Below are 26,834 nucleotides of genomic sequence, written 5' to 3'. Positions count from 1 at the left end.
TATTCTATACAAGAAACTCCTTTCCCATAAGGAGTTTCTTTTTTCATCTACTCCGGGCTACTTTCCACAAAAAAGAGCAGCCCCTTTGTATACGAGCTGCTCTTCTCCTTTTTTTAAATTATGAAGAAATAGGAAAATATCTTCTTTCTGGTCGTCCCACATTTCCATAAATCAGTTCAGCATAAATTCTCTTCTGCGAAATTAAATACTCTAAATATCTTCTTGCTGTCGAACGGCTGACTCCTGATTCTTTACTAAGCATTTCCGCAGTTATTCCGTTATACTCCATTGTTAACACACACTGTAAAATTTTTTTTAGAGTCAAAGGATCAATCCCCTTAGGCGAATGTTCTATATGAGTACTCTCCCCCTGATTTCTCCTGTTCCATAAACTTTCAATCTGTTCTGGTGATAATTTTTGAGATTGCTTTAATTTCTCCACTTTATTTCGATAGTTTTCTAGACTTTCCTTGAACCTTTCAAACATAAGCGGTTTTACAATATAATCAAATACTCCACCACGGAGTGCACGCTGAACAACCTCAACTTCAGATGCTGCAGTAATCATAATAACATCTGTATCTGGCACATTATGACGAATGAACGTTACTAAATCTGTTCCTTTCATATCAGGTAAATAAACATCAAGTAATACAAGCTGCGGCTTTACAAGCTCTATCCATTCCTTTGCTTGCTCCCCTGTTATTGCTGTACCCACTACAGTAAACCCTTCTACTTTATCAGTAAAACGGCGATGAATTTCAGCAATGCGAACATCGTCCTCTACAATTAACACCTCAATAGTTTGAGACATGTTATTCCCCTCTTTCCTTTGGTAACGCCACAATAAATAAAGCTCCCCCTAAGTCCCCTTTTTCAATCGTAATGTTACCATGCAATTCATCTACTAATTCTTTCACTTTAGCCAATCCATACCCACGCTTTTCGCCTTCTTTCGTGGAAAAACCTTTATGAAAGATATGTGCAACAACCTTATCATCAATTCCAGGTCCAGAATCTTCTACTTCAATAATAATTTCATCTCCAATATCTGTTACAAATAAGTTTATTATTTTCTTATTCTCTTCTTTTCTCTCTACTGATTCGAAAGCATTCGTAATTAAATTGCCGAGAATTGATACAACATGGTTACTATCTATATGAGCTGGCAATTGTTTCAAACAACTCTCTCGATCTATTATCAAATCAATTTTTAATTCTTTAGCACGATTATAAAAACCAACTACAATTCCTCCTAACCACGGATTTTGTAATTTTGTCATAATAAATTGTACAAAATCCTGCTGAAGAGCTGTTTCTTTATGAATAAGCTCTATCGCTTCCTCATAAGATTCTAGTTGAATTAATCCTGATAATGTATATAAAAAATTCTTATATTCATGTGTCTGCGCACGAAGTGCTTCTGTATATGTTTTTACTTGTGAGAGTTCTTCGGTTAACTGGTCAATCTCTGATTTTAGCCGGAAACTAGAAACGACTCCGATTACTTCATTTTCTACTTTGACAGGCAATCGATTTACAATCACTACTTTCCCGTTTAAATCCATTTGTCGATCCAATTGTTCCTCTCCAGTCCAAAGTACTTCTAATATGGAAGAATTGGGCACAATCTGCAAAATAGGCTCCCCAATAACATACTCCCCTTGCCGTAGAGAAAGGATATCGCAGGCTGCCTGATTTACTAAACTAATACACCCTCGTTTATCAATAACTATAATCCCTTCACGTACAGATTGAATTACAGCGCTATGCTCCTCATACAAAGAAGAAATCTCTTCCGGCTCTAATCCAAACATTAATTTTTTAATACCCCGTGCCAAATAGACAGAACCAACAATACCTACTACAAGTCCACATACAGCTACCCACAAGATTGGAACACTATGTTTTTCTATTACTTCATGTATATCCTCTGCAAGAAACCCCACGGACACAACTCCTATAACCTTATTCGTTTCATCACGAATTGGAACTTTCCCGCGTACAGAAAGCCCTAAAGTTCCAGTCGCCTTTGATACGTAAGATCTTCCCTCTTTTAGTACACCCTCGTTATCTCCACCAACCATTTTTTCACCAATTCTATCCGGTACAGGATGCGCATAACGAATCCCTTCCTTATTACCGACTACAATAAATTCTGCGCCCGTTTCAGCTCGAATTTGTTCTGCAATTGGCTGAATCACTTCAGATGGATGATTTGTATGAAATGCCTTACGAATTTCTGGTATAGAAGCCACTGTCTTAGCTACCTGTAAAGCTCTCTTCCCAATTTGATCTTCCATGCTATCAGATAATATGTAATAAAATAAAATACTCATTTGAACGATAACGAACAAAACAAGAATGCCTATAAATAATGCAACTCTTGGCTGCAATTTTAGTTTTTTCAGTTTCAAAGCAAGATCCCCTAACTAATACCACACTTAAGTTTTAAGAATATACAGAAATTTAATTCTACATTATATGAACCACATTCCTCTTATCTATATTGTACTAAGAGATCTATTTCCTATACAAGCTATGAATCTATAACCTACCTTATAACAATGTAATTACTATGTCACTTGATTCAATCATATCCAGCCTTTTTTAGATATATCAAAAATAAGAAAACTCTAGAATTTTTTTAAACGTACTATAATAAACAGAGGATATTATGTCTAATATGAAGGACATATCCTCTTTTTTATTACATTATATATCACATAACAAGAGATTTAAAAAATCGTATAAGATGTATACTATGTTTAAGGAATTTACGTTTGTTCAAGGGGGTAGAGGACGTAGCCCATAGCGGGAGGCGTAGGGAGGTCGGTAGACTGAACGTAAAAAGATTTTAGGGGTGAGGAACTGTGCGTGTACAAGAAGTGAAACTGGAGGAAGGTAAAAGATACATGTTAGTAGACAAAGAGGGCTTTCCTGTAATCCCAGTGATAAAGTACCTTAAGTTTTTAGATGTTACAGGGAAAAGTAGCAACACCCAGAAGACATACTGTTATGCACTAAAACAGTATTTTCTGTATTTGCAGGAGATAAGGAAAGATTACAAGCATATAAGACTGGAGGACTTAGTGGAGTTTATTGGCTGGTTGCGGAATCCTCATGAGAGCACAAAGGTGACATCCCTTCGACCTGTAAAGTCAAAGAAAACAGAGAAGACGGTGAACCTGACGGTCACGGCTGTCACAAACTTCTATGACTATTTGTACCGTAATGAAGAGTTGCCGTATGATATGAGCGAGAAGTTGATGCGTGAGATCTTTACGGGAGGCAGAAAACCGTACAAAAGCTTCCTTCATCATGTCAATAAGGATAAGCCATCTATACGGAATGTGTTAAAGATAAAAGAGCCTCGTAAGAGGATACAGATACTTACAAAGGAACAGGTGAAGCAGGTCTAAGCAGCCACCACGAATATACGCGACACTTTCCTCATCCAATTATTGTTTGAGACAGGATTACGGATTGGAGAGGCTCTCTCGTTATTTTTGGAAGACTTACGATTCGACCACGGAAAAGGACATCGTATTCATCTGACGGACCGAGGGGAATTGGAGAACGGGGCAAAACTAAAAACAGGTGAAGCGGGAGATAGATGAAAACAATAAAGATGCAATTATCGCCTCTTTGAAACGTAAGATTAAGAAATTAGAAGAAGAGAAAAAACAATTGCGTGAGCAATTGAAGGTTGCTTATGCAGATGTATATAAACAGATTTAAGAGCTTTAGATTTTAATAATTAATAAAAAGATCCAATTTTATCATAAGCCTTTTTAGAAAAGAAAACAAAGCAAGACCATTAATATTTGGAGCATTCAATCTAATATATGGATGGTCTTGCTCAATACTGGGGTCCCGACCGCAAAACGCGAATTTTGTACGCTTAGAAGAACATCAATCTATAAAGCAACGAGAGCGTGACTTGTATTTTTGTGACTGTCATGCTCCGTTTTTCTTTTTCTTAAAGCTATTAGTTTAATTAACTATTTTTAATAATTAGGCTGAATATAACCTGATTTTATTCCTTTGGTTACAGCTTCTAACGAGGATGAAACATCCAACTTATCAAATATGTGTTGAATATGGTTTGAAATTGTGCGTTCACTAGCATATAACATAGACGCAATTTCTTTACGCTTATATCCATCACATAGTAATTGTAAGATTTGTTTTTCGCTATGGGTCAATTCCTCAACATAGTCCGTGGACATTGGAAAATAGCAAATACCCTCATTAATCTCAATTAAAATTTGCAATAACTTATCTGGCATAATGTTTTTATTAATAAAACCACTTACACCGATTTTTTGAGCTTCATACCGATAAACAGGCAAATCATAGCCTGTTAATATGACTATTTTCGTGTCACATTTACTATCTAAAATATTTTTTGCTATTCCTAAACCATCTTCACTACTGATGTTACTTAAGTTAATATCTATTAAGGTAATGTCTGGCTTAAACTCATTGATGATTGCAATGACATTTTCAATATTTTGTAATAAGTGTAATGAGTAAAAATGGTCTATTTCAGGATAATCTTCTAAGGCTATCTCCAAACTTTTTGCAAACAAAGCATGGTCATCTATTAATAAAATATTGATAGGAATCATCTCCTCTCATGGGAATAAGAATAGCAACACATAAGCCAGTAGGATTGCACTCTGAAATTGTCATTTTACCGTTTAATAAAAATAGCTGTTTTTTAATCGAATTCAATCCTCTATGGCCATTAAGAGCGCCTGTTTCGGTAGCCATCAGGCCTTTACCATTATCTTTTACTATAAGTTCTATTTCACTATTTTCTTGTGTCAAACTCAAAACTAGCTTTGAACATTCCGAATGTTTGAATGCATTTGTTACCAATTCTTTTAAAATTCGGTATATAACAAGATGATAGGGTTCAACTAAAAATAAATTTTCATTACACTTAAAAGATATATCAATATTTTTCATTCCATATTTTTGCTGTATCATCTCAAGCAAATTGCTATAATTTTCTTTTAATGTGAGTGTTTTTAATAGGGTTGGATGGTACTCTTGCATTTGTACACGTATTGACTGGTTTAAGTTTCCCAGCGTTTCTACTATCATTTCATGGATCTCTTCTTTGTTAGATTTATTCATCATATTTTTAACAGCTAATATATCTTGTAATATTTCGTCATGTAAATAATCAGAAAACCCACTTTTTAATTTTTCCTCTTTAGCTATCTGTACGAGGTTATGAACGTAAGAGCTCTCTGGCAAGGTTTTTAGTTCTTCTGTATCTGAATTTAAGATAGTAGTTTTTGTGTCTTGAAATAATAATATGAAATAAAGCTGAATAAACCAAAAAATTGTATGTATAATGATGAAATAAGTAATCATATTAAATCTAAACAACACCCCAAGCGAACTAATAAAAACAAGAAAACATAAAAATATTAAGCCCATTTTATCTTCTTTTAAGAGAAAATATTGCCTCATAGATATATGGTTTTTAAAAGCTATTGCAGTAATACTAAATAGTGGTAACAGGATCACTATATACCATCCTAAATTACTTAAATATTCGGGACTCTCTGCAAACACCATAGCATATATACTAAAGGGAAAAATAAGAATAGTAACAGATCTAAGCAAATGCTTCTTTTCGCTTTTGAAGACAAATTTAATTCGTTTTCGATGCTTCAAGAACAGAAAAATAATACAACTAAAACTAAAAATCCATTGACATGAAAATAAAATGGCAAATATTTTATCGTTTATAAAGTTCGCAATTAATGTTAATACACATGTAATCTGTAGAATCCAATCTGTTTCTTTTTTATAAGTAAAGTTAGAATCTTGGAAAAAGAACAGGAGCAAAAATTGTACTGTCATATATAGAACCACTACACTAAGTAGCATACTTAGTGTATAAAAAATTCCACTCCCATTAAGCGTTAGTAAAAACTGCCATGAAGTAAAGAGTAGCAAATTAGAAAATTGTGATAGCGTGTTGTTTTCTTTTACGTTTACAAAACTGATGTATGCTCCGTAGATGAGCATTATCGTTATAAGCGTTAGTGGAAGTAACTTTGCTGTTCCTACAATATTACTCTGCAAAAATTCATAACATAAAAAAATAATCATACAAAGTTGATTAATTAAAATAAAGATTTGTTTTTGCTCATAGTACTTTTTCATAAACTCACTTGCCTTTACTAGGTTAAATGCAGATAAAGCTAATGTTTGCCTACTATCATCAGCTTTATCTACAAATTTTTACTTTTTATCGTTAAATATGATTTTATAGCATGCTCGTTTTGTTAACAAATAATAAATGATATACACCAGGGTAAAAATAATTACCGCAACAAGAATAGGTAATATAAAGGCACTGCTTTTTCCTAATAAATCGTCCATTAAAGCAGTTTTGTAGGCCAGCAGTGCAAAAATACTATGCGTTAACCCTAATACGTAGGGGATGCTAAATAACGTAAAGACTTCTTTACTTATTATTCTTTTTATATTTTTCCTGTTATACCCCATTCTTTTTAGAATTGTAAACTCATCTTTATTCGACATCATACTTGAAAGGTTATGGAAATAGAGAATGCTACCTGTTGCAATAAAGAAGATGATAGTAACAAAACTAATGAGCAAGAATGTTGAGCTATTTTGTTGAATAATATAGTCTACTTTTTGGTAACTACTTGTAAAATAAATATTATTTTTAAATAGTGGAGCTAAGTTTTCATAAACTTCCTTGTTATCTCTCATATCTGCTCCATTAAAGCTCATCATAGTCTTTCCTGTAAGCCCTAAGATTTTTATTTCTTTGTAAAGTTGGTCCGAAATAATAAAAGTTCCTACACTATTTGCAAATCCGATTGGATTAAGTAATGTAGTCTCTTTTACTTTTATATCCACGTTATTTGTAGGTGTTAAGTTCAGAGTATATATTTTCCCTTTATCTAACTTTTCTTTTTCAGGTCGATATTTTACTAAGATACCTTCATTTTTAGCTAAATTCTTAAACTCTACATTTTTATCCTGAATATTTATTAATTCCTTGTAATCCGACTCGGATATAAGATCAAATCCATGTTCTTTTTTTGCGCTATATTCTTTAGGCAAATTGTCAGAAGAGGATGTTGCGTGGATAATAGTCGTTTCTTTATACTTCATATTTTCTTTGCCGACTGTATCTTGTGCGATTTTAATTGCTTTAGTAGCTAATTGCTTATCCTCCACCGGAAACTCAATAGCTGACGGTATGATACGTTCTGTAGCAGCAACAGGGTAGTAGAGAGTCAGTATAGTGGAACAAAATATAGCCAAAGTTCCTGCAGCTAATAAAGTTAGCAAAATTAAAGTTTTTGCCTTCGAACGGACTTTAAATATAAAGTTTGGAATGATAATAATATTCGATTCCTTATAAAACCAATTTTTCTTTTTCTTCAATTTTTGAATGGCATATGGTAAAAAAGAATGAATAAAGAAAATTGTCCCTAGTATTACACTTAACATTGTTAAAAGTGCGATTGGTGAAAACCCTATCGTTTTCCAAAATGATTTAGTTCCTCTTGTAATATCAATAGCTAAGAAATAACCAATTAAAATCAAGAATAATCCCAGTAACGAGAAAGCTGTATTGATTTTCACTTTTTTTTCTTCCTTTTTTTCCATACGTACCAAAGTCAATAAGGAACTTTTTCGAAGAATTATCCAGTTTGATAAAAATAAAACAGTCAAAACAGCAAATATAAAAACAAAAGTGAATAGTACCGCATTAGGATTAATAATTGGCACTTCAGAAGTATCAATTTGTAATTTTAGTACTCTGACTATCGCTTCGACAATTCCTTTATGAGCAATAGCACCAAAAGTGATTCCTACAATTAGAGCAGCAAAACAAATAACAATATTTTCAAAGGTTAATAGCTTTACCATGGTTGACTTTCGATACCCCAAGAGCGAATAAATTCCAAGTTCTTTCATTCTTTTTTTCATAAAGAAAGTATTGGAATATGACATATAAAATAATACAAATGTCATAACAAAGACTGCCACCGTTCTCGACATTGTTTCTACTCTACCATCAGACGAAATCTTTTCCATGATAATATCGTTCATGGAAAAAGAAATAAAGGAGAAAAACACCATCAGCACAAAAGCTACTGAAACAAAATAGAACGAATAGAAGGAAAAGTTATTCTTCAGATTCTTTTTTGCTATTGTTAATAATCCCACGCTCATGTCTTCCTTTCATACACTTAGTTATATCGTTTTTCATCAACTTTAGAGATTTCCTTTAATATCTCTTCAAAAAATTCTTTTCGACCCTGTCCATTGTTTTTTAATTCTTTTATAATACCCCCATCTTTAAATATTAGGATTCTGCTTGAAAAACTTGCTGCATAAGCGTCATGAGTTACCATTAAAATTGTTGTATGAAGTTCCTCATTTACTTCTCTTAATTTTTGAAGTAGCTCTGTCGCAGAGTTTGAATCTAACGCGCCTGTGGGTTCATCTGCAAATAAAATACTTGGCTGTTTCGCAATCGCTCTTGCTGCCGCAACCCTTTGTTTTTGCCCTCCAGATAGTTGACTAGGGTACTTTGATAATTGTTCGAATATCCCGAAACGCTTTGCTAAACTATTTATAGACGATTCAATTTCTCCTGGGGATTTGTGTAACAGAGTAAGTGGCACAGCAATATTTTCCTGCACTGTTAAACTATCGAGTAAAAAATACTCTTGAAAAATAAAGCCTAAATGATCCTTCCTAAAATCCGCAGATCTATTATCATTAAGTGTTTTAATATTGACACCATTTATCAAAACATCTCCATCTGTAAGCGTATCAATGGTTGATAGGATATTTAATAAAGTTGTCTTCCCAGATCCGGACGCCCCCATAATCCCAACAAATTCACCCGATTCAATGTCAAAAGATACTTTATTAAGTCCAGGTAATTGATTTTTGTTGTAAATCTTTGTCACATTTTTTGCAGATACTAATGTATTCATCATATTTACTCCCTTCAATTTATTAATATGTTAAGTTTATTATTCAACATATAAGGAAACATGAGTAAAAAACGCACTCTTCTACTCACACCTTTGTATTGTGCACTACAAACCTGTCCAATTGGTGAAAAAAGTGCCATAAACGACCGTTTATGGTGCTTTATTTACTTCTATTCAAATAGAGAAAAATACTATGCAAATTCAGTTTCAAAAATCAGTTCCAAAAATAAAAGGTTGCAACATATTAGTCATATATAATATGTTGCAACCCTTATATTTTAAGTTTTTTTGAATTTAGGTCTTGATAAATATGGTCTAGAGTTTTCTTATTTTTAACTAATTATTATCTTTGTTTTCTTCAACTACTTGCACAACCATTTTTTCCTTCGGTGTCTGCTGCACTGCACCTTTTCCAGCGAAGCTCTCTAGCAATTCTTTCAAATCAATCCCTGAAGAAGCTTTTAATGTTTCTTGCATCGTTGCCATTAAATCTGTTGCATAGCCTGCCACTTTACCAGCGCCGCTATTTTTTCCACCGCCGCCTGTATCCACAACTGTAATTTTGTCGATATTACTAAGCGGGCTTGCAATTTCTTTCGCATAACTTGGTAACATTTTCAGTACCATATCCATAATCGCTGCTTGACCGTATAGTTCAAATGCTTCAGCAATTTTTTGTTTTGCTTCTGCTTCTGCAAGACCTTTTAGTTTAATAACATCTGCTTCTGCTGTACCTTGGGCTTTTTGTACTTCTGCTTTTGCTAAACCTTCAACACGTACTTCTTCTGCACGTGCTCTTGCTTCCGCTTCAATTTTATACTGATCTGCATCTGCTTTTTTAATTTGTTTCACTTTTTCTGCTTCCGCAGCTTGCTCAACTGCATAACGATCTGCATCTGCCTTTTTCTTCACTTCTGCGTCATATTGCTTTTCACGGCGAGCAATTTCTTTTTCTTCTAATTCAATTTGTTTTTCACGCTCAATAATTTTTACACGCATTTGCTCTTCTGTTACACCTTGTTGTGCCTTTGCTTGCTGTAATTCATATGAAAGGTCTGCATCAGCACGTGCTTGTTCTTGCTCCCTTTTATATGCTTGCACCTTTAGTTCTTTATATTTCTCTGCTTCAGCGATTTGTGCATCACGTTGATACTCTGCTTCTTTTGCTTCTTTTTCGGCACGCGCTTTTTCAATCCGTGCCTCTTTTTCTCGTTCTGCGTTTGCAATTTGTGCATCACGTTTTACTGTCGCAATTTGCGGTTGGCCAAGTGCATCTAAATATCCGTTTTTATCACTAATTTCTTTAATAGTAAATGATACAATGCGTAGCCCCATCTTCTTCAAATCAGTAGAAGCAACCTCGTGTACTTTCTGGGCAAACTGTTCTCTATTACTATACGCATCTTCTACTGTCATCGAAGAAAGAATTGCTCGTAAATGTCCTTCTAACACTTCTTTTGCCTCTACCTTTAGCTCTTCTGTTTCTTTTCCTAAATATTGCTCTGCTGCTGTTGATACTTCTTCAATTGTAGAACCCACTTTAATAATCGAAACACCATTTACTGTTACAGGAACACCCTGCTTCGTATATGTATCACGTGTTCCTACCTCTAACTTATAGTTTAATAAGCTAAGAGGTTCTGCTTGTTGCATAATTGGCACAACAAATGTACCGCCCCCGCGAATGATCTTAATCTTCTTACCATCATCTGTTGTAACAACATTTTTCCCACTTCCTAGACCGCTACCTGTTACAATCAGCGCTTCATCTGGCCCAACCGTTCGATATTTTGTAATAAATACTAAAATAAGAATGGCTAATATCGCTAATAAAACACCGCCAATAATTAATGGAACCATAATAAATCCTCCTTATTATTTTGGTTTCTTTAAAGACATTGCTAAATTTTGCACAAGCAAAACACCATCTTGCACAGCTTCAACAATGACATAAGATCCTTGTAAAATATCTTTCTTTCCTATCGTTTTAGCTGGCATCGCATTACTGCCAAATTGAGAAGCTAGCAAAACCTCACCTAGCCCTTCTTTTGGAATTGTTATAATCACTTCTCCCTTACATCCAATAAATTCTTCCATGCGGTGCATTGTATTTTGCTCCGCCTTAGAAATTGGTGCTAAAACAAGCATTTTCATTGTAATAACGCCAACAAGTGCAAGAAAAAAAGAAATAACAAAAATAGAAATACTACTCCAAGGAAATATATATTCTAATATGTAGCCAAATCCACATAGCATAGCAAGAAAACTAAATAACAGTGTAAAAGGAGAAGTAGCTCCGCTTGATATACTAAAAAGAGATTCTAAAATATCCCCAAAAAGCAAATAAAGAATGGCAATAGCTGCAGTGATAATAAGCCCATACAAATAAATTGTTTCAATTGAAACGTTAAATAACATACTGCTTCACTCCTTTCAACATAAAGTGAAACTTCCATCAGTGGGGGTTTTCTTCATCCCCCACTGATGGTTATGAACCAATCGAGCTCTTACGGACAGTTATTCCCCACCTATCTTCTTCGCTTTCTCTGAATCTTGAAGTGGGGGGCTTACTGTCCGTTAGTGCGGGATAAAGTGAAACTACAGGCAGTTCTTCAGATTCTTCTCATTCTTGAGGTAGGAGCTTACTTCCCCATTAATATGTGACAAATAGTAAGATCACAATTCTTTTTCACACATGCATCCCCTCCTATTATCTTAATTTTCAATCATTTAATCCTTAAAAAAAGAGCCTTATACCACAGACTCCAAAAAAGAACAGGAGAAAGCTATGGTGACAGCCTCCTCCTGAAAATAAATCACTATATTATATATTTATAGAATACAAGTTTTTACATAAAAAGTAAAGTTTTATATATATTGGTGTTTTCTTTATAACTCAATTTTATCCCTATACTATCTATAATTTATTGATGTATTCATTATGAACGCATCAATAAATTATAATGTTACATTTTAAAAATTATACATTTTTTATAAAAGATACTGCGAATCAACTCGAATTATCAAAACAAAATACTGCTGCTGTAGCAAGTTTAGTATCACCTATGGCTATTTTTGATTCAATAGACTTTATCGCAGGAAAAACAAAACTTCACTCCTTTGAACTTGTACATTGTGTTTGCACAACAAAAGTATACATTCAAAACTCTGTAAATAAAGAGTTCAAAAAAATGAACAAAAAACACGGAATCCTGACAAGTTCGATATTTTATTTGGAATTGAATTAAATATTACTTTAAACTTTAAAACATTGTGGAAACAATGTCTTTTATTATTATTCTCTAATTCAATTTATGATAAAATCTATTAAGCATCCTATAAAAAAGGAGTCTTATCCTATGGAAAATTTCCCTAAAAGTTTATTAATTGCATTTCTAATTTTAATATGTAGTTGTATTGTTTTCGGTATATAAGATAGTTTTTATAAATTGACCTTAACTTAATAGGGCTGTGTGGTTGATAACTCATGGTTAACTTTAAAAAGATATAATCTTCGTATTTTGAGGAATTAAAATTTAGCTTGATGGCGATGGGGCTTTATCCAGAAAACAGAAGTATTGAACTCCCCCTCCTACCGCTTCATGCTTGAGTTGGGGGATAAATCGCTAGAAATGATAAAGTGAAACTTCCGTCAGTGGGGGTTTTCTTCATCCCCCACTGACGGTTAGTTGAACCAATCGGGCTTTTACGGGCAGTTATCCCCCACCTATCTTCTTTGCCTCTCTCTGAATCTTGAGGTGGGGGTCTTACTGCCCGTTAATGCGGGATAAACATAGAGCAAAAATCTGTATTATAAATAGACGCTGATTTTTATGCATTTATGGACAAACAAATAAGCCTTTCTTATGTGTAGAGAATATCTTAATCACATAGGAGGGAAAACATGAAAAAAGAACAACTCATTCTTACTATACTTGGAAGCAGCGGCGGCGCTGCTCGTGCATTTTTATCTTTATTAAATCATGCCATGAAAGATAGTCATAATCCTATATACTCTCAATTGCAAAACTGTTCGATTCATTTAATTGACATAAAGGAAAAACCACAATCCTATTTTAAAGAAATGTATCCTGCATTATACGAGAGTTTTACATTTCATATATTCGATCTAAGCGATAACGCATTATTTCAAAATCATCTACAAAAAACGGGGACAACCCTGGTTATTGATGCTTCCTTAGCTGATGCTGTAGAAATGTTGACATGCTGTAATGAACTTGGCGTACATTATATTAATACAGCATTGCAATCACCAGCAATTGATGCGAATGAACATATAAAGCGATTCAGTTTACTAGAAAGACAAAATTTCTTTGAAGAACATAAACCTACCTTCACAAAAATGACAGGCATTATTTGTTCCGGTATGAATCCCGGTGTCGTCCAATGGATGGCAATTAAATTAATGAAGCAAAATCCTACGGAAATCCCCCTCGCTTGCTTCATCGTCGAACACGATACAACTTTCTATCAGGATCCAACTCTTATCAAAGAAAAAACCGTATACTCGACATGGTCTCCAGCAGGTTTTTTAGAAGAAGGTATTTTAAACTATCCTCTTTTTATGAAACATCAAACTCCCATTCTTTTATGTAACACCTCTTATGAACAAGAATTTAAAGTAACGTTAGGAGAGAAACAGTTTTACGGTTGTTTAATGGGACATGAAGAAGTTATTAATCTCGGAAAGTTATATGACATGGAGGTTGGTTTTTTATATCGTATCAATGATTATATGACGCAATTAATTCATAACAATCAACATAATGTTGATGAATTATGGAACTGGGATCATCACGTATTAAATCCAGAAAATGGACAACTCATCGGTGAAGATTTAATTGGTGTCCTACTTGTGTATAAAGACAAAGAGGTATATATGTACAACACCACCGCTACCCAAAATGTGTATACACAATACAGAACAAATGCAACTTATTTTCAAGTGGCTTGCGGCGTTTACGGTGCACTCGCTAGCCTCTTACTCGATGATTTACCACTTGGTTGTTATTTTGTAGATGAACTTCTGTTAAATACGGATTCAAAGTATGGTCAGTATCTTTCTTATTATATGAAAGATTTTGTAATAGGAGAAAATAATACAACAGATGGTTTATTATTTGATCGTATAAAAAAGATTGAGTAGTTTTTTCTACTCAATCTTTTTGGTTTCACTTAAAAACAAAAACCCCTGCACTTAGGGGTTCAAGCCATCTTCTCATTCGATTCTTCTCGGAAAAAGCTCTTCATCGCATGAAACACGTCAGCTTTTTGTTTTAAAATATAATAGCGAAACTTCTCATCTTTTACGTTTTTATATGCTGACATGAGTGTACTGTGACGATTATACTGATTCACTTCTCCGTACCCAAACATGTTAGATACTTTCATTAACTCTTGCACAAGTTTCACACAACGGGCATTATCAGATGTTAAATTATCTCCATCCGAGAAGTGAAACGGATATATGTTATAGCGTTCCGGAGAATATTTTGTTTCAATCAGTTCTAATGCTTTTCTGTATGCTGATGAACAAATTGTTCCACCGCTTTCACCTTTTGAAAAAAACTCTTCTTCAGTAACAACTTTTGCTTCTGTATGGTGTGCGATAAATTCAATATCTACTGTTTCATATTTTGTACGTAAAAACCGAGCCATCCAGAAGAAAAAGCTACGAGCCATATATTTTTCCCAAAGCCCCATCGAACCGCTCGTATCCATCATTGCTAACACAACAGCTTTTGATTCTGGTTTCAACACTTCATTCCACGTACGGAATTTTAAATCCTCTCTTTTAATCGGGTGAAAAGCTGGATTTCCATTCATTGCATTTCGTTTATAAGCGGAAATCATTGTCCGCTTTTTATCAATGTTCCCCCAAAGACCCATTTTACGAATGTCGTTAAATTCAATGTGTTCAATACGATTTTCATCCAGTTCTTTCCGCTTTAAGTTAGGAAGCTCTAATTCCTTAAAAAACGCTTGCTCAAGCTCTAAAATCGACACCTCTGCCTCATAGTAATCTTCTCCTGCAGAGTCTCCCGCTCCTTGCCCTTTCCCTGGTCCTTTTTGCTTTTGACCACTAGATCCATCTCTCGCTACAACATCCCCGACTTTACTATCACCAGTTCCTTGACCAACATGCTTATTCTTATCATAGTTATAACGAATTTTATATTCATCTAGTGAACGAATTGGTATTTTCACAACATCCCTACCATTGGACATAATAATACTTTCTTCTGTAACAAGGTCTGGTAAATTATTTTTTATTGCCTCTTGTACTTTTTCTTGATGACGTTGTTGATCATCGTGCCCTTTACGATGGAGGGACCAATTTTCCTGTGAAACCGTATAATTATATTGATTTTCTTCTGCCATTTCTTTCCCTCCTTACATTAATTTTTATACTTTCACTTAAACACAGATTCGAACATGAAAATCCTACCGAGAAAAATTTACTTTCACACTAATAAAAACTAATACACTTTCATAATTAAGAAAGAAACACAATGCATTGTTGCACACTTTCCAGTTGCACAACATATTGTATTGTGTTGGCCTTTTTCTGTATGAATGGTTGGTTACTCTATCATATGCTCGTGGTGAAAATAATTGACAAATAAATTCATAAGATTGCATTTAAATTTACTCATAGTAGACAAGCACCTCTTATAGTCGAAAACAAAATATAAAAAAACTGCCCCTTTCCAAGAGACAGCTTTTCTTTTTCTATGACTAGGATTATTATCGATTTAACAAGCTACCTACATAACGCAGTAATTCGTTTGCAGATGTGGAATTATAGCCATGTTCATCAATTAATCGTGCTACAACATTATTAATTTTCTTCAGCTGATTTTCATCCGGCGTTTTCGTTGAAGTCGTAATCTTCACAACATCCTTCAAATCGGCAAATAGTTTCTTCTGGATTGCTTCACGAAGACGCTCATGTGAATTATAATCAAATCGCTTCCCTTTGCGAGCATATGCAGAGATACGAATTAAAATCTCTTCACGGAACGCTTTCTTCGCATTTTCAGAAATACCAATTTGTTCTTCAATAGAGCGCATAAGTTTTTCATCCGCACTCATTTCTTCTCCAGTTAATGGATCGCGTAGTTTCGATTTATTGCAGTATGCTTCTACGTTATCTAAATAATTATCCATAAGTGTCTTCGCAGATTCTTCATAAGAATATACAAATGCTTTTTGTACTTCTTTCTTCGCAATTTCATCATACTCTTTACGTGCTAATGAAATGAAATTCATATAGCGCTCACGATCTTCATTGCTAATAGATGGATGTTGATCTAATCCATCCTTTAAAGAACGTAGTACATCTAAAGCATTAATTGATGCTACTTCTTTACGAATAATTGTAGAAGAAATACGATTGATAACATAACGCGGATCAATTCCACTCATACCTTCATCTTGATATTCGCGCTGCAGTTCCTCTACATCAATAGCATTGTATCCTTCTACCATTTCACCATCATATAAACGCATTTTCTTAATTAAATCGATGTCTGGCCGCTTCGGATCTTTTAAGCGTGTTAAGATTGTAAACATTGCTGCAACGCGAAATGTATGCGGTGCAATATGGACATTGGCAACATCACTCTCATGAATCATTTTCTCATAAATATGCTCTTCCTCACTTACTCGTAAATTATATGGGATTGGCATTACAATAATCCGTGAATGAAGTGCTTCATTTTTCTTATTAGAAATAAAAGAACGATATTCTGTTTCGTTTGTATGTGCAACAATTAATTCATCTGCCGAAATCAGTGCAAACCGGCCTGCTTTAAAATTCCCTTCTTGTGTTAATGATAATAAATGCCATAAAAACTTTTCGTCACATTTTAACATCTCTTGAAATTCCATCATTCCACGGTTCGCTTTATTCAATTCTCCATCAAACCGATAAGCACGTGGATCTGATTCTGAACCAAATTCAGCAATAGTAGAAAAATCAATGCTACCTGTTAAATCAGCAATATCCTGTGATTTAGGATCAGATGGACTAAATGTTCCAATCCCTGTTCTGCGATCTTCCGAGAAGAAAATACGCTCTACAATTACATCTTCAATTCTGCCTCCATACTCTTGCTCTAGACGCATTAAGTTTAATGGTGATAAGTTTCCTTCAATTCGCACGCCATACTCTGCATAAAAATCATCACGTAAATGGTGAGGAATAAGATGCAGCGGGTCTTCATGCATTGGGCACCCTTTTATTGCAAAAACCGAGCCTCGATCTGTATGCGAATATGCCTCTAATCCACGCTTTAACATCGTAACCAACGTAGATTTCCCGCCACTAACTGGTCCCATTAATAATAAAATCCGTTTTCTTACATCTAAACGTTTTGCAGATGGATGAAAATACTCTTCTACAAGGCGCTCTAATGCTTCTTCTAATCCAAATAATTGATTACTAAAGAAATTGTATTTTTTTCGGCCATCTACTTCCTCAATTCCAGCATCCTTAATCATATTATAAATACGAGAATGTGCTGTTTGCGCCACCCATGGTCTTTCTTTAAGAATTTCTAAATAGTCAGCAAATGTACCTTCCCATTTTAAGCGTTCTTCTGCTTCCCGGTGCTGTTCGATTTTCTTTAAAATATCCATTATAGCTCCTCCCCCATCTCCTTGTTCAATCGGATTATTATAAAAGTATGCGAGGATGTCCTTAAACATTCATACGAATCAAAATGAAATCACACACAAACTTTATAAATTTTATTACCAAAATTGAAAGAAAATTCGTTATAATACAAGTAACGGTGGATGAATATGGATGGGAGGCTAAATTCTTATGAAACTTTTATTAATTTTAGGTGTTATGCTCACATTTCTCACTGCCATTTTTACATCAGGATACAATGATAAGCCAGGAACAAAATAAAAAGTGATGAGCTTAATGCTCATCACTTTTTGTCTATCTAAAATAAAGCCTCTCAATATCGCTTATCGAAAGAGGCTTATTAAAATAATAGCCTTGGGCTAAAATTGCATTTTTTTCTTTCAAGAATTGAATTTGTTCTGCCTCCTCCACTCCTTCAGCAATGACATTCAACCCTAATGTGTGAGCAAGATCAATAATAGCTGTTGTAATATTTGTCCCCTTTTCATCCGTACCTACTTCTTGCATAAAAGATCGATCAATTTTTAAAGTATCAATTGGATATTGTTTTAAATAGCTAAGCGACGAATATCCTGTTCCAAAATCATCAAGATGAATTTCCAACTTCTTCTCTTTTAAGCGAAGAAGCACTTTCTCTGATAATTCTTTATGCATTAAAGCTCCTTCTGTAATTTCAATTGTTAGTAAATGCGGCGGAATACGATATGTCGTTAAAGCATTCGTAATGGTCTCTATTAATTTAAAAGAACGAAAATGCTTTGCAGAAATATTTACCGCAATTGGTACAGGAGCAATCCCCTTGTCCAACCATTCACGTATTTGTCTGCACACTTCATGTAATACCCACTCATCAATTTTAAGAATAAATCCCGTTTTTTCTGCAAGTGGAATAAACTCTTCAGGTGATACATTTCCGAGTTCTTTATTGTTCCAGCGAAGCAAGGCTTCCATCCCTACCATCTCTTCTGTTACAATATTAATTTGCGGCTGATAATATACTGTAAACTCATTACGCTCTAGAGCTTGATGCAATTGATTTTCCATCATAAATTGTTTCTCACGCTGCGCATTGAGACCGCAATGGTAGAAGCTATAGTTACCTTTTCCTTGCTCTTTTGCATGTACTAATGCTACGTCCGCACATTTTAATAATATTTTCTCATCTTCTCCGTCTGTAGGTGACATTACAATTCCAATAGAAGCATTTATATATACTTCCTCTTCCTTTATGACAAAACGCTTCTCCATTCCTTTTAATAACATCCGAACAAGTTTTTCAACGCACTCTTTATCTGTATGTTCTTTTACAATCACAAATTGATTACCATGCTCTCGAAAGAGATATGCTTCCTTTGGAAGAAGAGATTTTAAACGTCTTGCCACTTTTTTTAATACTTCGTCTCCAGTTTCATAACCGAATATATCATTGATCAAATGAAACTGATCTAAGTCTATACAAATAATTGTAAATCTCTTTTTTTCTCTTAACAAACGAGCTAGAATTTCTGTACAGGAAATATGATTCAATAAGCCTGTCAATTGATCATGATAAGCTAAATACTCTGTTTTCCGTTCATGTAGTATCTGCTTCGTAATATCTCGTGCTATGACATACACACCAGTAATATTATCATTAACAATAATTGGAACTGTTTTTAGCGATATATACGATTTATGTCCATTTTTGTGTTCGTATTTTTGTACAAAAGCTTGTTTAGAATAGCCTTGTACTGCATCTTGAAACATGGGTTGAAACTTGTTCATTATATCTTCTTCAAGATATTGAAAAATAGATTGATTGCTCAACTCAGTAGCTCCGTAACCAAAAATCTTATTTGTTGCAGAGTTCATATATATGATGTGTCCTGTCAAATCAAGCGATATAATAGCATCATCATCATATTCTAATAAGGATTGAAAGAACATTTTCTTTTCTTGCATCTCTGTCTTCTCTTGTAACTGAGCGGTAATATTACGTGTAATACAAATAATATATTGGCATATACCATCGATTGAACATATTGGATATAGCAATGACTCATAATGTGAAATTTCTCCTGTATCTAGAATCATAGAGTCACGAAACGTACTTACTTTTTTATTTTGTAAAGCATCCTCATATCTTACTTGTAACGAATGGGCCAGATCTGAAGGTAATACCTCTTGCAATATTTTACCGTAACAACTTTCATCTAACCTCGAATGTTGCATCCCTTTTTCATTTATATATATGTATTGGAACCATTTATTTTCTACAACTTTTACAATAAACACGAAATCTTGAATGGCATGAAGCAAGCCTTGGTGTATTAAATTCATATCTATGCCATGTAAAGAGTTAACTATACTTCTCTTGTTTGTAAATAATTCTTTCATTAGCATCGCAACCTGTCTTATTTTGTATTTATATATACTATTTTAACGGAATTTGTCGTTTTTTTAAACAGATGCAAATTTTTATCAAAAATATTAATTTTCTTCCCCCAAAAAAAAACCGTCATATGACGGTTTTTAATAAACAATTTCTACATCTAATCCTGGATAATTTTGCTGGCGCAATGCCTCATAAATTAAAATTGCTGCAGTATTAGATAAGTTTAAAGAACGGACCTTATCAGTCATTGGGATGCGTAAGCAATGATCAAAATTCTGTTCAATCACATTTGCTGGAAGACCATTTGTTTCTCTTCCAAATACGAAATAGTAATCTTGTTCTACATTGCCATAATCAAATGTTGTGTGTGCTTTCTCACCATACTTCGTTAAGTAGAAAAACTCACCATTTGCATTTTTTTCATAAAATTCCTCAATAGAATCATAATACGTAATTTTTACGTGTTCCCAATAATCTAATCCAGCACGCTTTAACGCTTTATCGTCAGTAGAAAATCCGAGCGGTCTAATTAAATGTAATTCCGTACCTGTTGCTGCACAAGTACGTGCGATATTACCTGTATTCGCTGGAATTTCTGGTTGATATAAAACAACATGTATTCCCACAATGTTCACCTCAATCTTTTTCTACTACGTATTATACCACTTGGACAAAAAATCTCTAGTCGTTATCGAGAATATGAAAAAACTTATATTTCATTTGCGGTGTATACTTACTTGAATCTTCATAATTCCAATAACGCATGCGGCTATTAGCAGAATGGGCATTTACAAGAGGCATACCATTCGCATCTTTTGCTACGACAATCGTTGTATGATTCCATCTTCCATCATTTTCAAAATCATATACGATCACATCTCCGAGCATAAGATCCTCTGGTTTCTCCATCTGTTTTGCTCGAAGTCCCATGGAAGCACTTGATAAGTACCAATGAAAAGAATGAGCTACCGCCCAACTCCAGCTCCATTGGTTATTTTGCTGCCACCATCCACTGCGAATATTCGGATACCCAGTCATCGGTGTTTCCCCAGCATGAAGACATTGTGAAATATAATTTGTGCAATTATCAGGGAAGTTTTGATAAGCTGGATTGCGGTCATCCCACCAACGCTCTGCATATTTCACTGCCTCTAATCGATTATAACTGTATGGGATATATTCTCCTTTTCCCTTTGTTATTTCACGTTCTAGCGTTCCAATTTTCTGTTCATCCATTGACGTTCCAAGCATTATATCTTGCGTGATACACCCAGCTTCTAATCGTAAACGCCTCTCCATTAGTTCTTCTTCTACATAAAATAAATGATGATGACGAATTAAATACTGAAAATGAATTTGATAATCCACCTCATCATAGTTAATACCTTTTAACTGTCTAATAAAAGATACATTGGCATTGCTCTTTACAATTTCAGCATTTCGCTGCTTACAGAGCCCCCGTTTACGTTGTAGCATATCAACAATATCATCTGAAATTTCTTGTTTATCAATACGTTTATTTGTTATATAATCCAATTGCCTTTGAAGACATTCTTGAAGGTGCTGTTTTATAGACATAGCGTATCCCTCCCCCTATTACAATATGAGGGAACGAGGAAGAATCTGCTACTTTTTCTCACCTAATAGTTCAAGACCACGATTCATTTCATGAAGTACTTCCTCATCTTTCTCCCGCTCTTTTGCTTTTTCAATAGCCTCTTGCACCCCTTCTCCACCAATTTTACCTAATGCCCACGCCGCTGTTCCACGAATAACAGGACGAGGATCTTCTTTCATTAAGGCAACCAAATCGGGAATAGCAGTCGTATCTTTAAAATGTGCAAGCGCCAAAATCGCATTTCTCTGCAATGGCTTTTTTCCCCGCCATGATCCAGACATAATGCCATAATTTTCTTTAAAATCACGATTGCTAATCGTAAGAAGCGGTTTTAATAACGGCTTTACGAGCTCTGGATCCGGCTCCATTTCCGGATGATTGTGAAAGTCTTTTCCTTTGTTTTTGGGACAAACTGTTTGACACGTATCACACCCGTAAATGCGATTTCCAATTTTATCTCGATATTCTTCTGGAAGAAAACCTTTCGTTTGAGTTAAAAATGCAATACATTTTTGGGAATTTAATTGTCCCCCTTGTACAAGCGCTCCTGTTGGACACACATCTATGCATTTTGTACAGCTGCCACACTGATCTTCAATTGGAGTATCTGGTGGAAAAGGAATATTTGTAATCATTTCACCTAAATAGACATACGAACCAAACTCTGGCGTGATAATGGAGCAGTTCTTTGCACTCCACCCAATACCCGCTCGCTCTGAAACAGCTCGATCACTTAATTCTCCCGTATCTACCATCGACTTTACTTCTATCTCTGGCAAACGTTCAATTAAATATGCCTCTAGTTTCTCTAAACGATCCCGTAAAATAAGATGATAATCTTTCCCCCAAGAAGCACGACAAAAAATACCTCGTCGCTCACCTCGTTTACTTAGCGGCGCATTTTTCAATTTTGAAGGGTAAGCCAACGCAATCGCAATAATTGATTTTGCACCTGGTAATAATAATTGCGGATTCGTTCTTTTTTCTATATCTGATTCTTCAAATCCAGATTGATATCCTAATTGTTGTTGCTGCACCAGTCGTTGCTTTAACTCTTCAAATGGTGAAGCACTCGCAAAACCTATTTTATCAATTCCGATTGTTTTACTATAAGCTATCACATCTTGCTTTAATTGTTCGAAGTTCACACTTACTCTGCTACTGAAAATGTGTACAAACATACCCATTCAGAGTTTTCCTGCTTCTACAAACCCTACCTCGGCACTTTGGCTTGTATAGTTCCATAGGCGTAAATTTCCGCCTAGTTACTGGTATATATGTTGATTAATTAAATTCATACAACATACTCTGCTTATTGAGGTTCCGCCTCTTTTCAGTAACAGTTTTACCACCTTTCTTTTTATAGAATCCATATAGAGGTCGCTGTTCACGCTTTAATGTCCTCATTAATTATGTTTCATTTATATTTACAAACGATTCACCGCTTCTTAATATATTCACTGATAAACATTTCACTTTGTTATAACAATATATATTATAGGAAATTCCACATTACTATTTTCACGTATATTCATGCATTCCAAACATAAAAAAACGCAATACCTCGTTTATCTAAGAAACGAAACACTGCGTTGATCACAATAATTATGGGAATTTGGAATGAGATTTGGAGCGGGTGAAGAGAATCGAACTCTCGACCAGAGCTTGGAAGGCTCTTGTTTTACCACTAAACTACACCCGCAAATATAAAGAAAATGTTAATTCTTTGTTAACTTATGTTAAGAAGTATAACATGGAATATTAGGTGTTGCAAGAATTTTATCGAAAAAAGTCGAAAAAGTGATGAAGTATTCATCACTTTTTCGATTCTTTCTCAATTGCAGCTTTAATACTATCGTAGTCTGGATTAACAAGCTTACCGTTTACGTATATGGATGGTGCACCTTGTACCTTTAATTTCTGAGCAAGGTCAAAATCCTTCTGTACTTTATCTTTTATTTCCTTACTATTTAAGTCCTTTTTAAACTCCGTTATATCAATACTAGGAAGCTTTTGCTTTACTATATTTACTAATAGATCCTCTGTAATCCACTCTTCGTTTTCATTCTTTTGATTTTGATATATTTCATCATAAAATGTCCAAAAAGCTTTTGGATCTTGCTTATAAATTGCTTCCCCAGCTGCTGCCCCTATATTAGAATCTTTTCCAATGAATGGAAAGTTAATAAAGTGCATCTGAACTTTTCCTTTGTTAATATACTCTTCTTTTAAACGTGGGAATACCGTTGAATCCCATGTGCGACAAGCTGGACATTTAAAATCTCCAAACTCAACAATATGAATTGGAGCATCTTTCTCTCCTAACGATTGTTGTGTACCATATAAAAATGTATCTTTTCCATTTTCCGTCTTATTACTCACAATGCTATATGCAATAGTACCAATTACAATAAGCACTGCAATAGAAAAAACAACGCCAAGAATCATAATATTTTTTGATTTCATACACATTCCTCTTTAATGTTTTATTCTTTGTATGCTACTTATACACACAATAATCATGATATCAATTCTCATATAAACAGTCCATTGAAGTCGCTCACAAAATAATCAAAATTAAGCAAATGTGACAATATTGTGTCTCACTTTTCTAGAATTCATTCATGAAAAAAAGAGTAAGTTCATTTTGAACTTACTCTTAACTAGCCGCTTTTACATGCTGTACTGGTTGATTTTTTGGAATATCATTACGAATAATAAGCTTTTCATTTGCAGCTTGTACATACTCCGCGTGAGTAATATATCCTTCCCGTTCCATAAGCTTTAACACAATATTACGTCTTTCTACAGCTTTATCATAGTGCTGTACAGGCGAATAATAAGTAGGAGCTTTCACAACAGCTGCAAGCATAGCACTTTCACTTAATGTTAATTGATCTACCGTTTTACCAAAATAAAGCTTCGCCGCATTCTCAACTCCCCATGCTCCTTCTCCATAATAAATATTGCTTAAGTACAGTTTTAAAATCTCATTTTTCGTAAATGTTCGTTCAATTTTTTTTGTATAGAAAACTTCATTCCATTTACGAGAAAATGTTCGGTCTTTTGTTAAAAAAACATTTTTGGCAAGCTGCTGAGTTATTGTACTGCCACCTTGTACAACACCGCCCGCCTTTATATTTTCCACTGCCGCTCTAACAATTGCAATATAGTCTAACCCATTATGATGATAGAAGCGCTTATCTTCAGTTGCAATAAATGCATTCCCTAACTGCTCTGGCACCTCAAAATGAACAGGTACTTTCAATTTACTTATATCTTTTTGTTCAATCATTTTATTTCCAGCAAATAATAATGCACAGCATAGTATTAATAATAATATAAGAGCTTTATAAAAAAATTTTGTTCTCGCAGTTAAAGTAATATTGTGATCAAAAGCAGTACGAGATACTGTTCGTTCTTTCACGACAGACACCCCCCGTTTCTCTAACATTCAATGTTCTTAATTTAAGAATACCTTGCTTTTTAAAAATATCCAATCGATTTCTCTTACAACTTCCTTACAAAGTTGTAAGAGAAATTACTCGAAAGAAAAAAAGCGTCTTCTACTACAGTAGAAAACGCTTGATATACTATAAGTCAAAAAAAAAAACGAGTAATCTCGTCTAAACAGTACCGATGGTCGGGGTCGAACCGACACTCCTTACGGAACACGATTTTGAGTCGTGCGCGTCTGCCAATTCCGCCACATCGGCATAATATGGAGGCGGCAACCGGATTCGAACCGGTGGTAAAGGTTTTGCAGACCTCTGCCTTACCACTTGGCTATGCCGCCATATTAAATTTGGAGCGGAAGACGGGATTCGAACCCGCGACCCCAACCTTGGCAAGGTTGTATTCTACCACTGAACTACTTCCGCAAAAATGGCTGGGCTAGCTGGATTCGAACCAGCGCATGACGGAGTCAAAGTCCGTTGCCTTACCGCTTGGCTATAGCCCATCGAATTATTAATACATTATATGATTTATTATCATTTTTATTACTCTAAATATCCAAACTCGACATTTAGTATATTATCACAATTAATATGACTTGTAAAGTAATACTTAAAAATGGGGCGACTGATGGGAATCGAACCCACGAGTGTCGGAGCCACAATCCGATGCGTTAACCACTTCGCCACAGCCGCCATGCTGTGTTGGCAGGGGCAGTAGGAATCGAACCCACGCCGGAGGTTTTGGAGACCTCTGTTCTACCGTTAAACTATGCCCCTATATAAAATGTAAATGGTGGAGGGGGGCAGATTCGAACTGCCGAACCCGAAGGAGCGGATTTACAGTCCGCCGCGTTTAGCCACTTCGCTACCCCTCCGACTTACATGGTGCCGGCTAGAGGACTTGAACCCCCAACCTACTGATTACAAGTCAGTTGCTCTACCAATTGAGCTAAGCCGGCATTATCAAATATATCTAAAATGGTGGCTCGGGACGGAATCGAACCGCCGACACGAGGATTTTCAGTCCTCTGCTCTACCGACTGAGCTACCGAGCCTTCATAAATGGCGGTCCCGACCGGGGTCGAACCGGCGATCTCCTGCGTGACAGGCAGGCATGTTAACCACTACACCACGGGACCATTGGTTGCGGGGACAGGATTTGAACCTGCGACCTTCGGGTTATGAGCCCGACGAGCTACCAGACTGCTCCACCCCGCGACGATATTTATAAATTTATATGGTGGAGGATGACGGGATCGAACCGCCGACCCCCTGCTTGTAAGGCAGGTGCTCTCCCAGCTGAGCTAATCCTCCAAAGTGGTGACCCGTACGGGATTCGAACCCGTGTTACCGCCGTGAAAGGGCGGTGTCTTAACCACTTGACCAACGGGCCAAAATGTTATGGCGGAGAGCAAGGGATTCGAACCCTTGATACGCTTATGACGTATACACGATTTCCAATCGTGCTCCTTCGGCCATCTCGGACAGCTCTCCAATTGGCTCCGCAGGTAGGACTCGAACCTACGACCGATCGGTTAACAGCCGATAGCTCTACCACTGAGCTACTGCGGAATAATACCAGCCTGGCAACGTCCTACTCTCACAGGGACAAAGTCCCAACTACCATCGGCGCTAGAGAGCTTAACTTCCGTGTTCGGTATGGGAACGGGTGTGACCTCTCTGC

The 26,834-nt window shown here is 35.3% G+C and carries 17 protein-coding genes, 16 tRNA genes, 1 rRNA gene and 2 pseudogenes; 3 read left to right on the top strand and 33 right to left on the bottom strand.

What is annotated here, in order from left to right:
- Positions 1-118: 118 nt before the first annotated feature.
- On the bottom strand, positions 119-814 hold the full coding sequence (locus tag ACFQZ1_RS13790; protein WP_377882745.1) for a response regulator: 696 nt from the start codon (positions 812-814) through the stop codon (positions 119-121).
- Position 815: 1 nt separating this feature from the next.
- Positions 816-2,417, bottom strand: a complete 1,602-nt coding sequence (locus ACFQZ1_RS13785) for an ATP-binding protein (RefSeq protein ID WP_377882744.1) — start codon at positions 2,415-2,417, stop codon at positions 816-818.
- A 456-nt stretch (positions 2,418-2,873) separates the two neighbouring features.
- Here ACFQZ1_RS13785 and ACFQZ1_RS13780 point away from each other — a divergent pair.
- Positions 2,874-3,605 (top strand): annotated as a pseudogene (locus tag ACFQZ1_RS13780) (tyrosine-type recombinase/integrase); the annotation flags it as partial.
- Positions 3,595-3,741: pseudogene (locus ACFQZ1_RS13775) on the top strand (DUF6262 family protein); the annotation flags it as partial. The pseudogenes ACFQZ1_RS13780 and ACFQZ1_RS13775, both read left to right, overlap by 11 nt.
- A gap of 269 nt (positions 3,742-4,010) precedes the next feature.
- On the opposite strand, the gene ACFQZ1_RS13770 reads toward ACFQZ1_RS13775, so the two are convergent.
- The 6 genes from ACFQZ1_RS13770 to ACFQZ1_RS13745 all read right to left on the bottom strand — a co-directional run bounded on the left by ACFQZ1_RS13770 (position 4,011) and on the right by ACFQZ1_RS13745 (position 11,438).
- Positions 4,011-4,634, bottom strand: coding sequence for a response regulator transcription factor (locus tag ACFQZ1_RS13770; protein ID WP_017154357.1), 624 nt, complete (start codon positions 4,632-4,634; stop codon positions 4,011-4,013).
- On the bottom strand, positions 4,603-6,192 hold the full coding sequence (locus tag ACFQZ1_RS13765; protein WP_377882743.1) for an ATP-binding protein: 1,590 nt from the start codon (positions 6,190-6,192) through the stop codon (positions 4,603-4,605). The genes ACFQZ1_RS13770 and ACFQZ1_RS13765 overlap by 32 nt, the downstream gene beginning before the upstream one ends.
- A gap of 78 nt (positions 6,193-6,270) precedes the next feature.
- On the bottom strand, positions 6,271-8,241 hold the full coding sequence (locus ACFQZ1_RS13760; RefSeq protein ID WP_377882742.1) for an ABC transporter permease: 1,971 nt from the start codon (positions 8,239-8,241) through the stop codon (positions 6,271-6,273).
- 23 nt (positions 8,242-8,264) lie between these two features.
- Complete coding sequence (locus ACFQZ1_RS13755) at positions 8,265-9,020, bottom strand: ABC transporter ATP-binding protein (RefSeq protein ID WP_377882741.1); 756 nt, start codon at positions 9,018-9,020, stop codon at positions 8,265-8,267.
- A gap of 336 nt (positions 9,021-9,356) precedes the next feature.
- Positions 9,357-10,883 (bottom strand): flotillin lipid rafts scaffold protein FloT, encoded by a 1,527-nt coding sequence (locus ACFQZ1_RS13750; RefSeq protein ID WP_377882887.1) that lies wholly within the window; start codon positions 10,881-10,883, stop codon positions 9,357-9,359.
- A gap of 12 nt (positions 10,884-10,895) precedes the next feature.
- Complete coding sequence (locus ACFQZ1_RS13745; RefSeq protein ID WP_377882740.1) at positions 10,896-11,438, bottom strand: NfeD family membrane protein; 543 nt, start codon at positions 11,436-11,438, stop codon at positions 10,896-10,898.
- Positions 11,439-12,924: 1,486 nt separating this feature from the next.
- Between ACFQZ1_RS13745 and ACFQZ1_RS13740 the strand changes: the two genes are divergently transcribed.
- Positions 12,925-14,187, top strand: a complete 1,263-nt coding sequence (locus tag ACFQZ1_RS13740) for a Rossmann-fold NAD(P)-binding domain-containing protein (protein ID WP_377882739.1) — start codon at positions 12,925-12,927, stop codon at positions 14,185-14,187.
- A 59-nt stretch (positions 14,188-14,246) separates the two neighbouring features.
- Here ACFQZ1_RS13740 and yhbH read toward each other — a convergent pair whose 3' ends face one another.
- From yhbH to rrf, 25 genes are all read right to left on the bottom strand, one after another.
- Positions 14,247-15,422 (bottom strand): sporulation protein YhbH, encoded by a 1,176-nt coding sequence (gene yhbH, locus ACFQZ1_RS13735; RefSeq protein WP_377882738.1) that lies wholly within the window; start codon positions 15,420-15,422, stop codon positions 14,247-14,249.
- 366 nt (positions 15,423-15,788) lie between these two features.
- Complete coding sequence (locus tag ACFQZ1_RS13730; protein WP_377882737.1) at positions 15,789-17,684, bottom strand: PrkA family serine protein kinase; 1,896 nt, start codon at positions 17,682-17,684, stop codon at positions 15,789-15,791.
- 310 nt (positions 17,685-17,994) lie between these two features.
- Entirely contained in the window at positions 17,995-20,076 is a 2,082-nt protein-coding gene (locus ACFQZ1_RS13725) for an EAL domain-containing protein (RefSeq protein ID WP_377882736.1), read from the bottom strand.
- 135 nt (positions 20,077-20,211) lie between these two features.
- Entirely contained in the window at positions 20,212-20,700 is a 489-nt protein-coding gene (trmL, locus tag ACFQZ1_RS13720; protein WP_377882734.1) for a tRNA (uridine(34)/cytosine(34)/5-carboxymethylaminomethyluridine(34)-2'-O)-methyltransferase TrmL, read from the bottom strand.
- A 55-nt stretch (positions 20,701-20,755) separates the two neighbouring features.
- Positions 20,756-21,652: an amidase domain-containing protein gene (locus tag ACFQZ1_RS13715; RefSeq protein ID WP_377882733.1), complete on the bottom strand. Its 897-nt coding sequence runs from the start codon at positions 21,650-21,652 to the stop codon at positions 20,756-20,758.
- A gap of 48 nt (positions 21,653-21,700) precedes the next feature.
- On the bottom strand, positions 21,701-22,840 hold the full coding sequence (gene queG, locus ACFQZ1_RS13710) for a tRNA epoxyqueuosine(34) reductase QueG (RefSeq protein WP_377882731.1): 1,140 nt from the start codon (positions 22,838-22,840) through the stop codon (positions 21,701-21,703).
- Between the two features lie 480 nt (positions 22,841-23,320).
- Positions 23,321-23,394, bottom strand: a tRNA-Gly gene (locus ACFQZ1_RS13705).
- Between the two features lie 113 nt (positions 23,395-23,507).
- Positions 23,508-24,158: a DsbA family protein gene (locus tag ACFQZ1_RS13700; RefSeq protein ID WP_377882730.1), complete on the bottom strand. Its 651-nt coding sequence runs from the start codon at positions 24,156-24,158 to the stop codon at positions 23,508-23,510.
- A gap of 193 nt (positions 24,159-24,351) precedes the next feature.
- Entirely contained in the window at positions 24,352-25,119 is a 768-nt protein-coding gene (locus tag ACFQZ1_RS13695; protein WP_377882729.1) for a transglycosylase domain-containing protein, read from the bottom strand.
- A 207-nt stretch (positions 25,120-25,326) separates the two neighbouring features.
- Positions 25,327-25,408 (bottom strand) — tRNA-Leu (locus ACFQZ1_RS13690).
- Positions 25,409-25,414: 6 nt separating this feature from the next.
- A tRNA-Cys gene (locus ACFQZ1_RS13685) sits at positions 25,415-25,488 on the bottom strand.
- A gap of 10 nt (positions 25,489-25,498) precedes the next feature.
- A tRNA-Gly gene (locus ACFQZ1_RS13680) sits at positions 25,499-25,573 on the bottom strand.
- Positions 25,574-25,578: 5 nt separating this feature from the next.
- Positions 25,579-25,653: transfer RNA gene (locus tag ACFQZ1_RS13675), tRNA-Gln, on the bottom strand.
- Between the two features lie 114 nt (positions 25,654-25,767).
- Positions 25,768-25,843 (bottom strand) — tRNA-His (locus ACFQZ1_RS13670).
- Between the two features lie 10 nt (positions 25,844-25,853).
- Positions 25,854-25,927 (bottom strand) — tRNA-Trp (locus ACFQZ1_RS13665).
- 14 nt (positions 25,928-25,941) lie between these two features.
- Positions 25,942-26,025: transfer RNA gene (locus tag ACFQZ1_RS13660), tRNA-Tyr, on the bottom strand.
- Positions 26,026-26,033: 8 nt separating this feature from the next.
- A tRNA-Thr gene (locus ACFQZ1_RS13655) sits at positions 26,034-26,109 on the bottom strand.
- 20 nt (positions 26,110-26,129) lie between these two features.
- Positions 26,130-26,205 (bottom strand) — tRNA-Phe (locus ACFQZ1_RS13650).
- A gap of 8 nt (positions 26,206-26,213) precedes the next feature.
- Positions 26,214-26,289 (bottom strand) — tRNA-Asp (locus tag ACFQZ1_RS13645).
- A gap of 2 nt (positions 26,290-26,291) precedes the next feature.
- Positions 26,292-26,368 (bottom strand) — tRNA-Met (locus tag ACFQZ1_RS13640).
- A gap of 20 nt (positions 26,369-26,388) precedes the next feature.
- Positions 26,389-26,464: transfer RNA gene (locus tag ACFQZ1_RS13635), tRNA-Val, on the bottom strand.
- A 4-nt stretch (positions 26,465-26,468) separates the two neighbouring features.
- Positions 26,469-26,543, bottom strand: a tRNA-Glu gene (locus ACFQZ1_RS13630).
- 9 nt (positions 26,544-26,552) lie between these two features.
- Positions 26,553-26,644, bottom strand: a tRNA-Ser gene (locus ACFQZ1_RS13625).
- 3 nt (positions 26,645-26,647) lie between these two features.
- Positions 26,648-26,722, bottom strand: a tRNA-Asn gene (locus ACFQZ1_RS13620).
- A gap of 9 nt (positions 26,723-26,731) precedes the next feature.
- A 5S ribosomal RNA gene (rrf, locus tag ACFQZ1_RS13615) occupies positions 26,732-26,834 on the bottom strand; the annotation flags it as partial.

The sequence above is a fragment of the Bacillus sp. CGMCC 1.60114 genome (genome assembly GCF_042676365.1).
GTDB classification, from domain to species: Bacteria; Bacillota; Bacilli; order Bacillales; family Bacillaceae_G; genus Bacillus_A; species Bacillus_A rhizoplanae_A.
The sequence above is the reverse complement of the archived record's forward strand: the minus strand, read 5'-3'. Positions and strand labels throughout refer to the sequence as shown.

Coding starts and splice junctions, on each gene's coding strand:
- ACFQZ1_RS13790 (WP_377882745.1), bottom strand. CDS start 814: ATGTCTCAAACTATTGAGGTGTTAATTGTAGAGGACGATGTTCGCATT.
- ACFQZ1_RS13770 (WP_017154357.1), bottom strand. CDS start 4,634: ATGATTCCTATCAATATTTTATTAATAGATGACCATGCTTTGTTTGCA.
- ACFQZ1_RS13765 (WP_377882743.1), bottom strand. CDS start 6,192: ATGAAAAAGTACTATGAGCAAAAACAAATCTTTATTTTAATTAATCAA.
- ACFQZ1_RS13755 (WP_377882741.1), bottom strand. CDS start 9,020: ATGAATACATTAGTATCTGCAAAAAATGTGACAAAGATTTACAACAAA.
- ACFQZ1_RS13745 (WP_377882740.1), bottom strand. CDS start 11,438: ATGTTATTTAACGTTTCAATTGAAACAATTTATTTGTATGGGCTTATT.
- ACFQZ1_RS13740 (WP_377882739.1), top strand. CDS start 12,925: ATGAAAAAAGAACAACTCATTCTTACTATACTTGGAAGCAGCGGCGGC.
- yhbH (WP_377882738.1), bottom strand. CDS start 15,422: ATGGCAGAAGAAAATCAATATAATTATACGGTTTCACAGGAAAATTGG.
- ACFQZ1_RS13730 (WP_377882737.1), bottom strand. CDS start 17,684: ATGGATATTTTAAAGAAAATCGAACAGCACCGGGAAGCAGAAGAACGC.
- ACFQZ1_RS13725 (WP_377882736.1), bottom strand. CDS start 20,076: ATGAAAGAATTATTTACAAACAAGAGAAGTATAGTTAACTCTTTACAT.
- ACFQZ1_RS13715 (WP_377882733.1), bottom strand. CDS start 21,652: ATGTCTATAAAACAGCACCTTCAAGAATGTCTTCAAAGGCAATTGGAT.
- ACFQZ1_RS13700 (WP_377882730.1), bottom strand. CDS start 24,158: ATGAAATCAAAAAATATTATGATTCTTGGCGTTGTTTTTTCTATTGCA.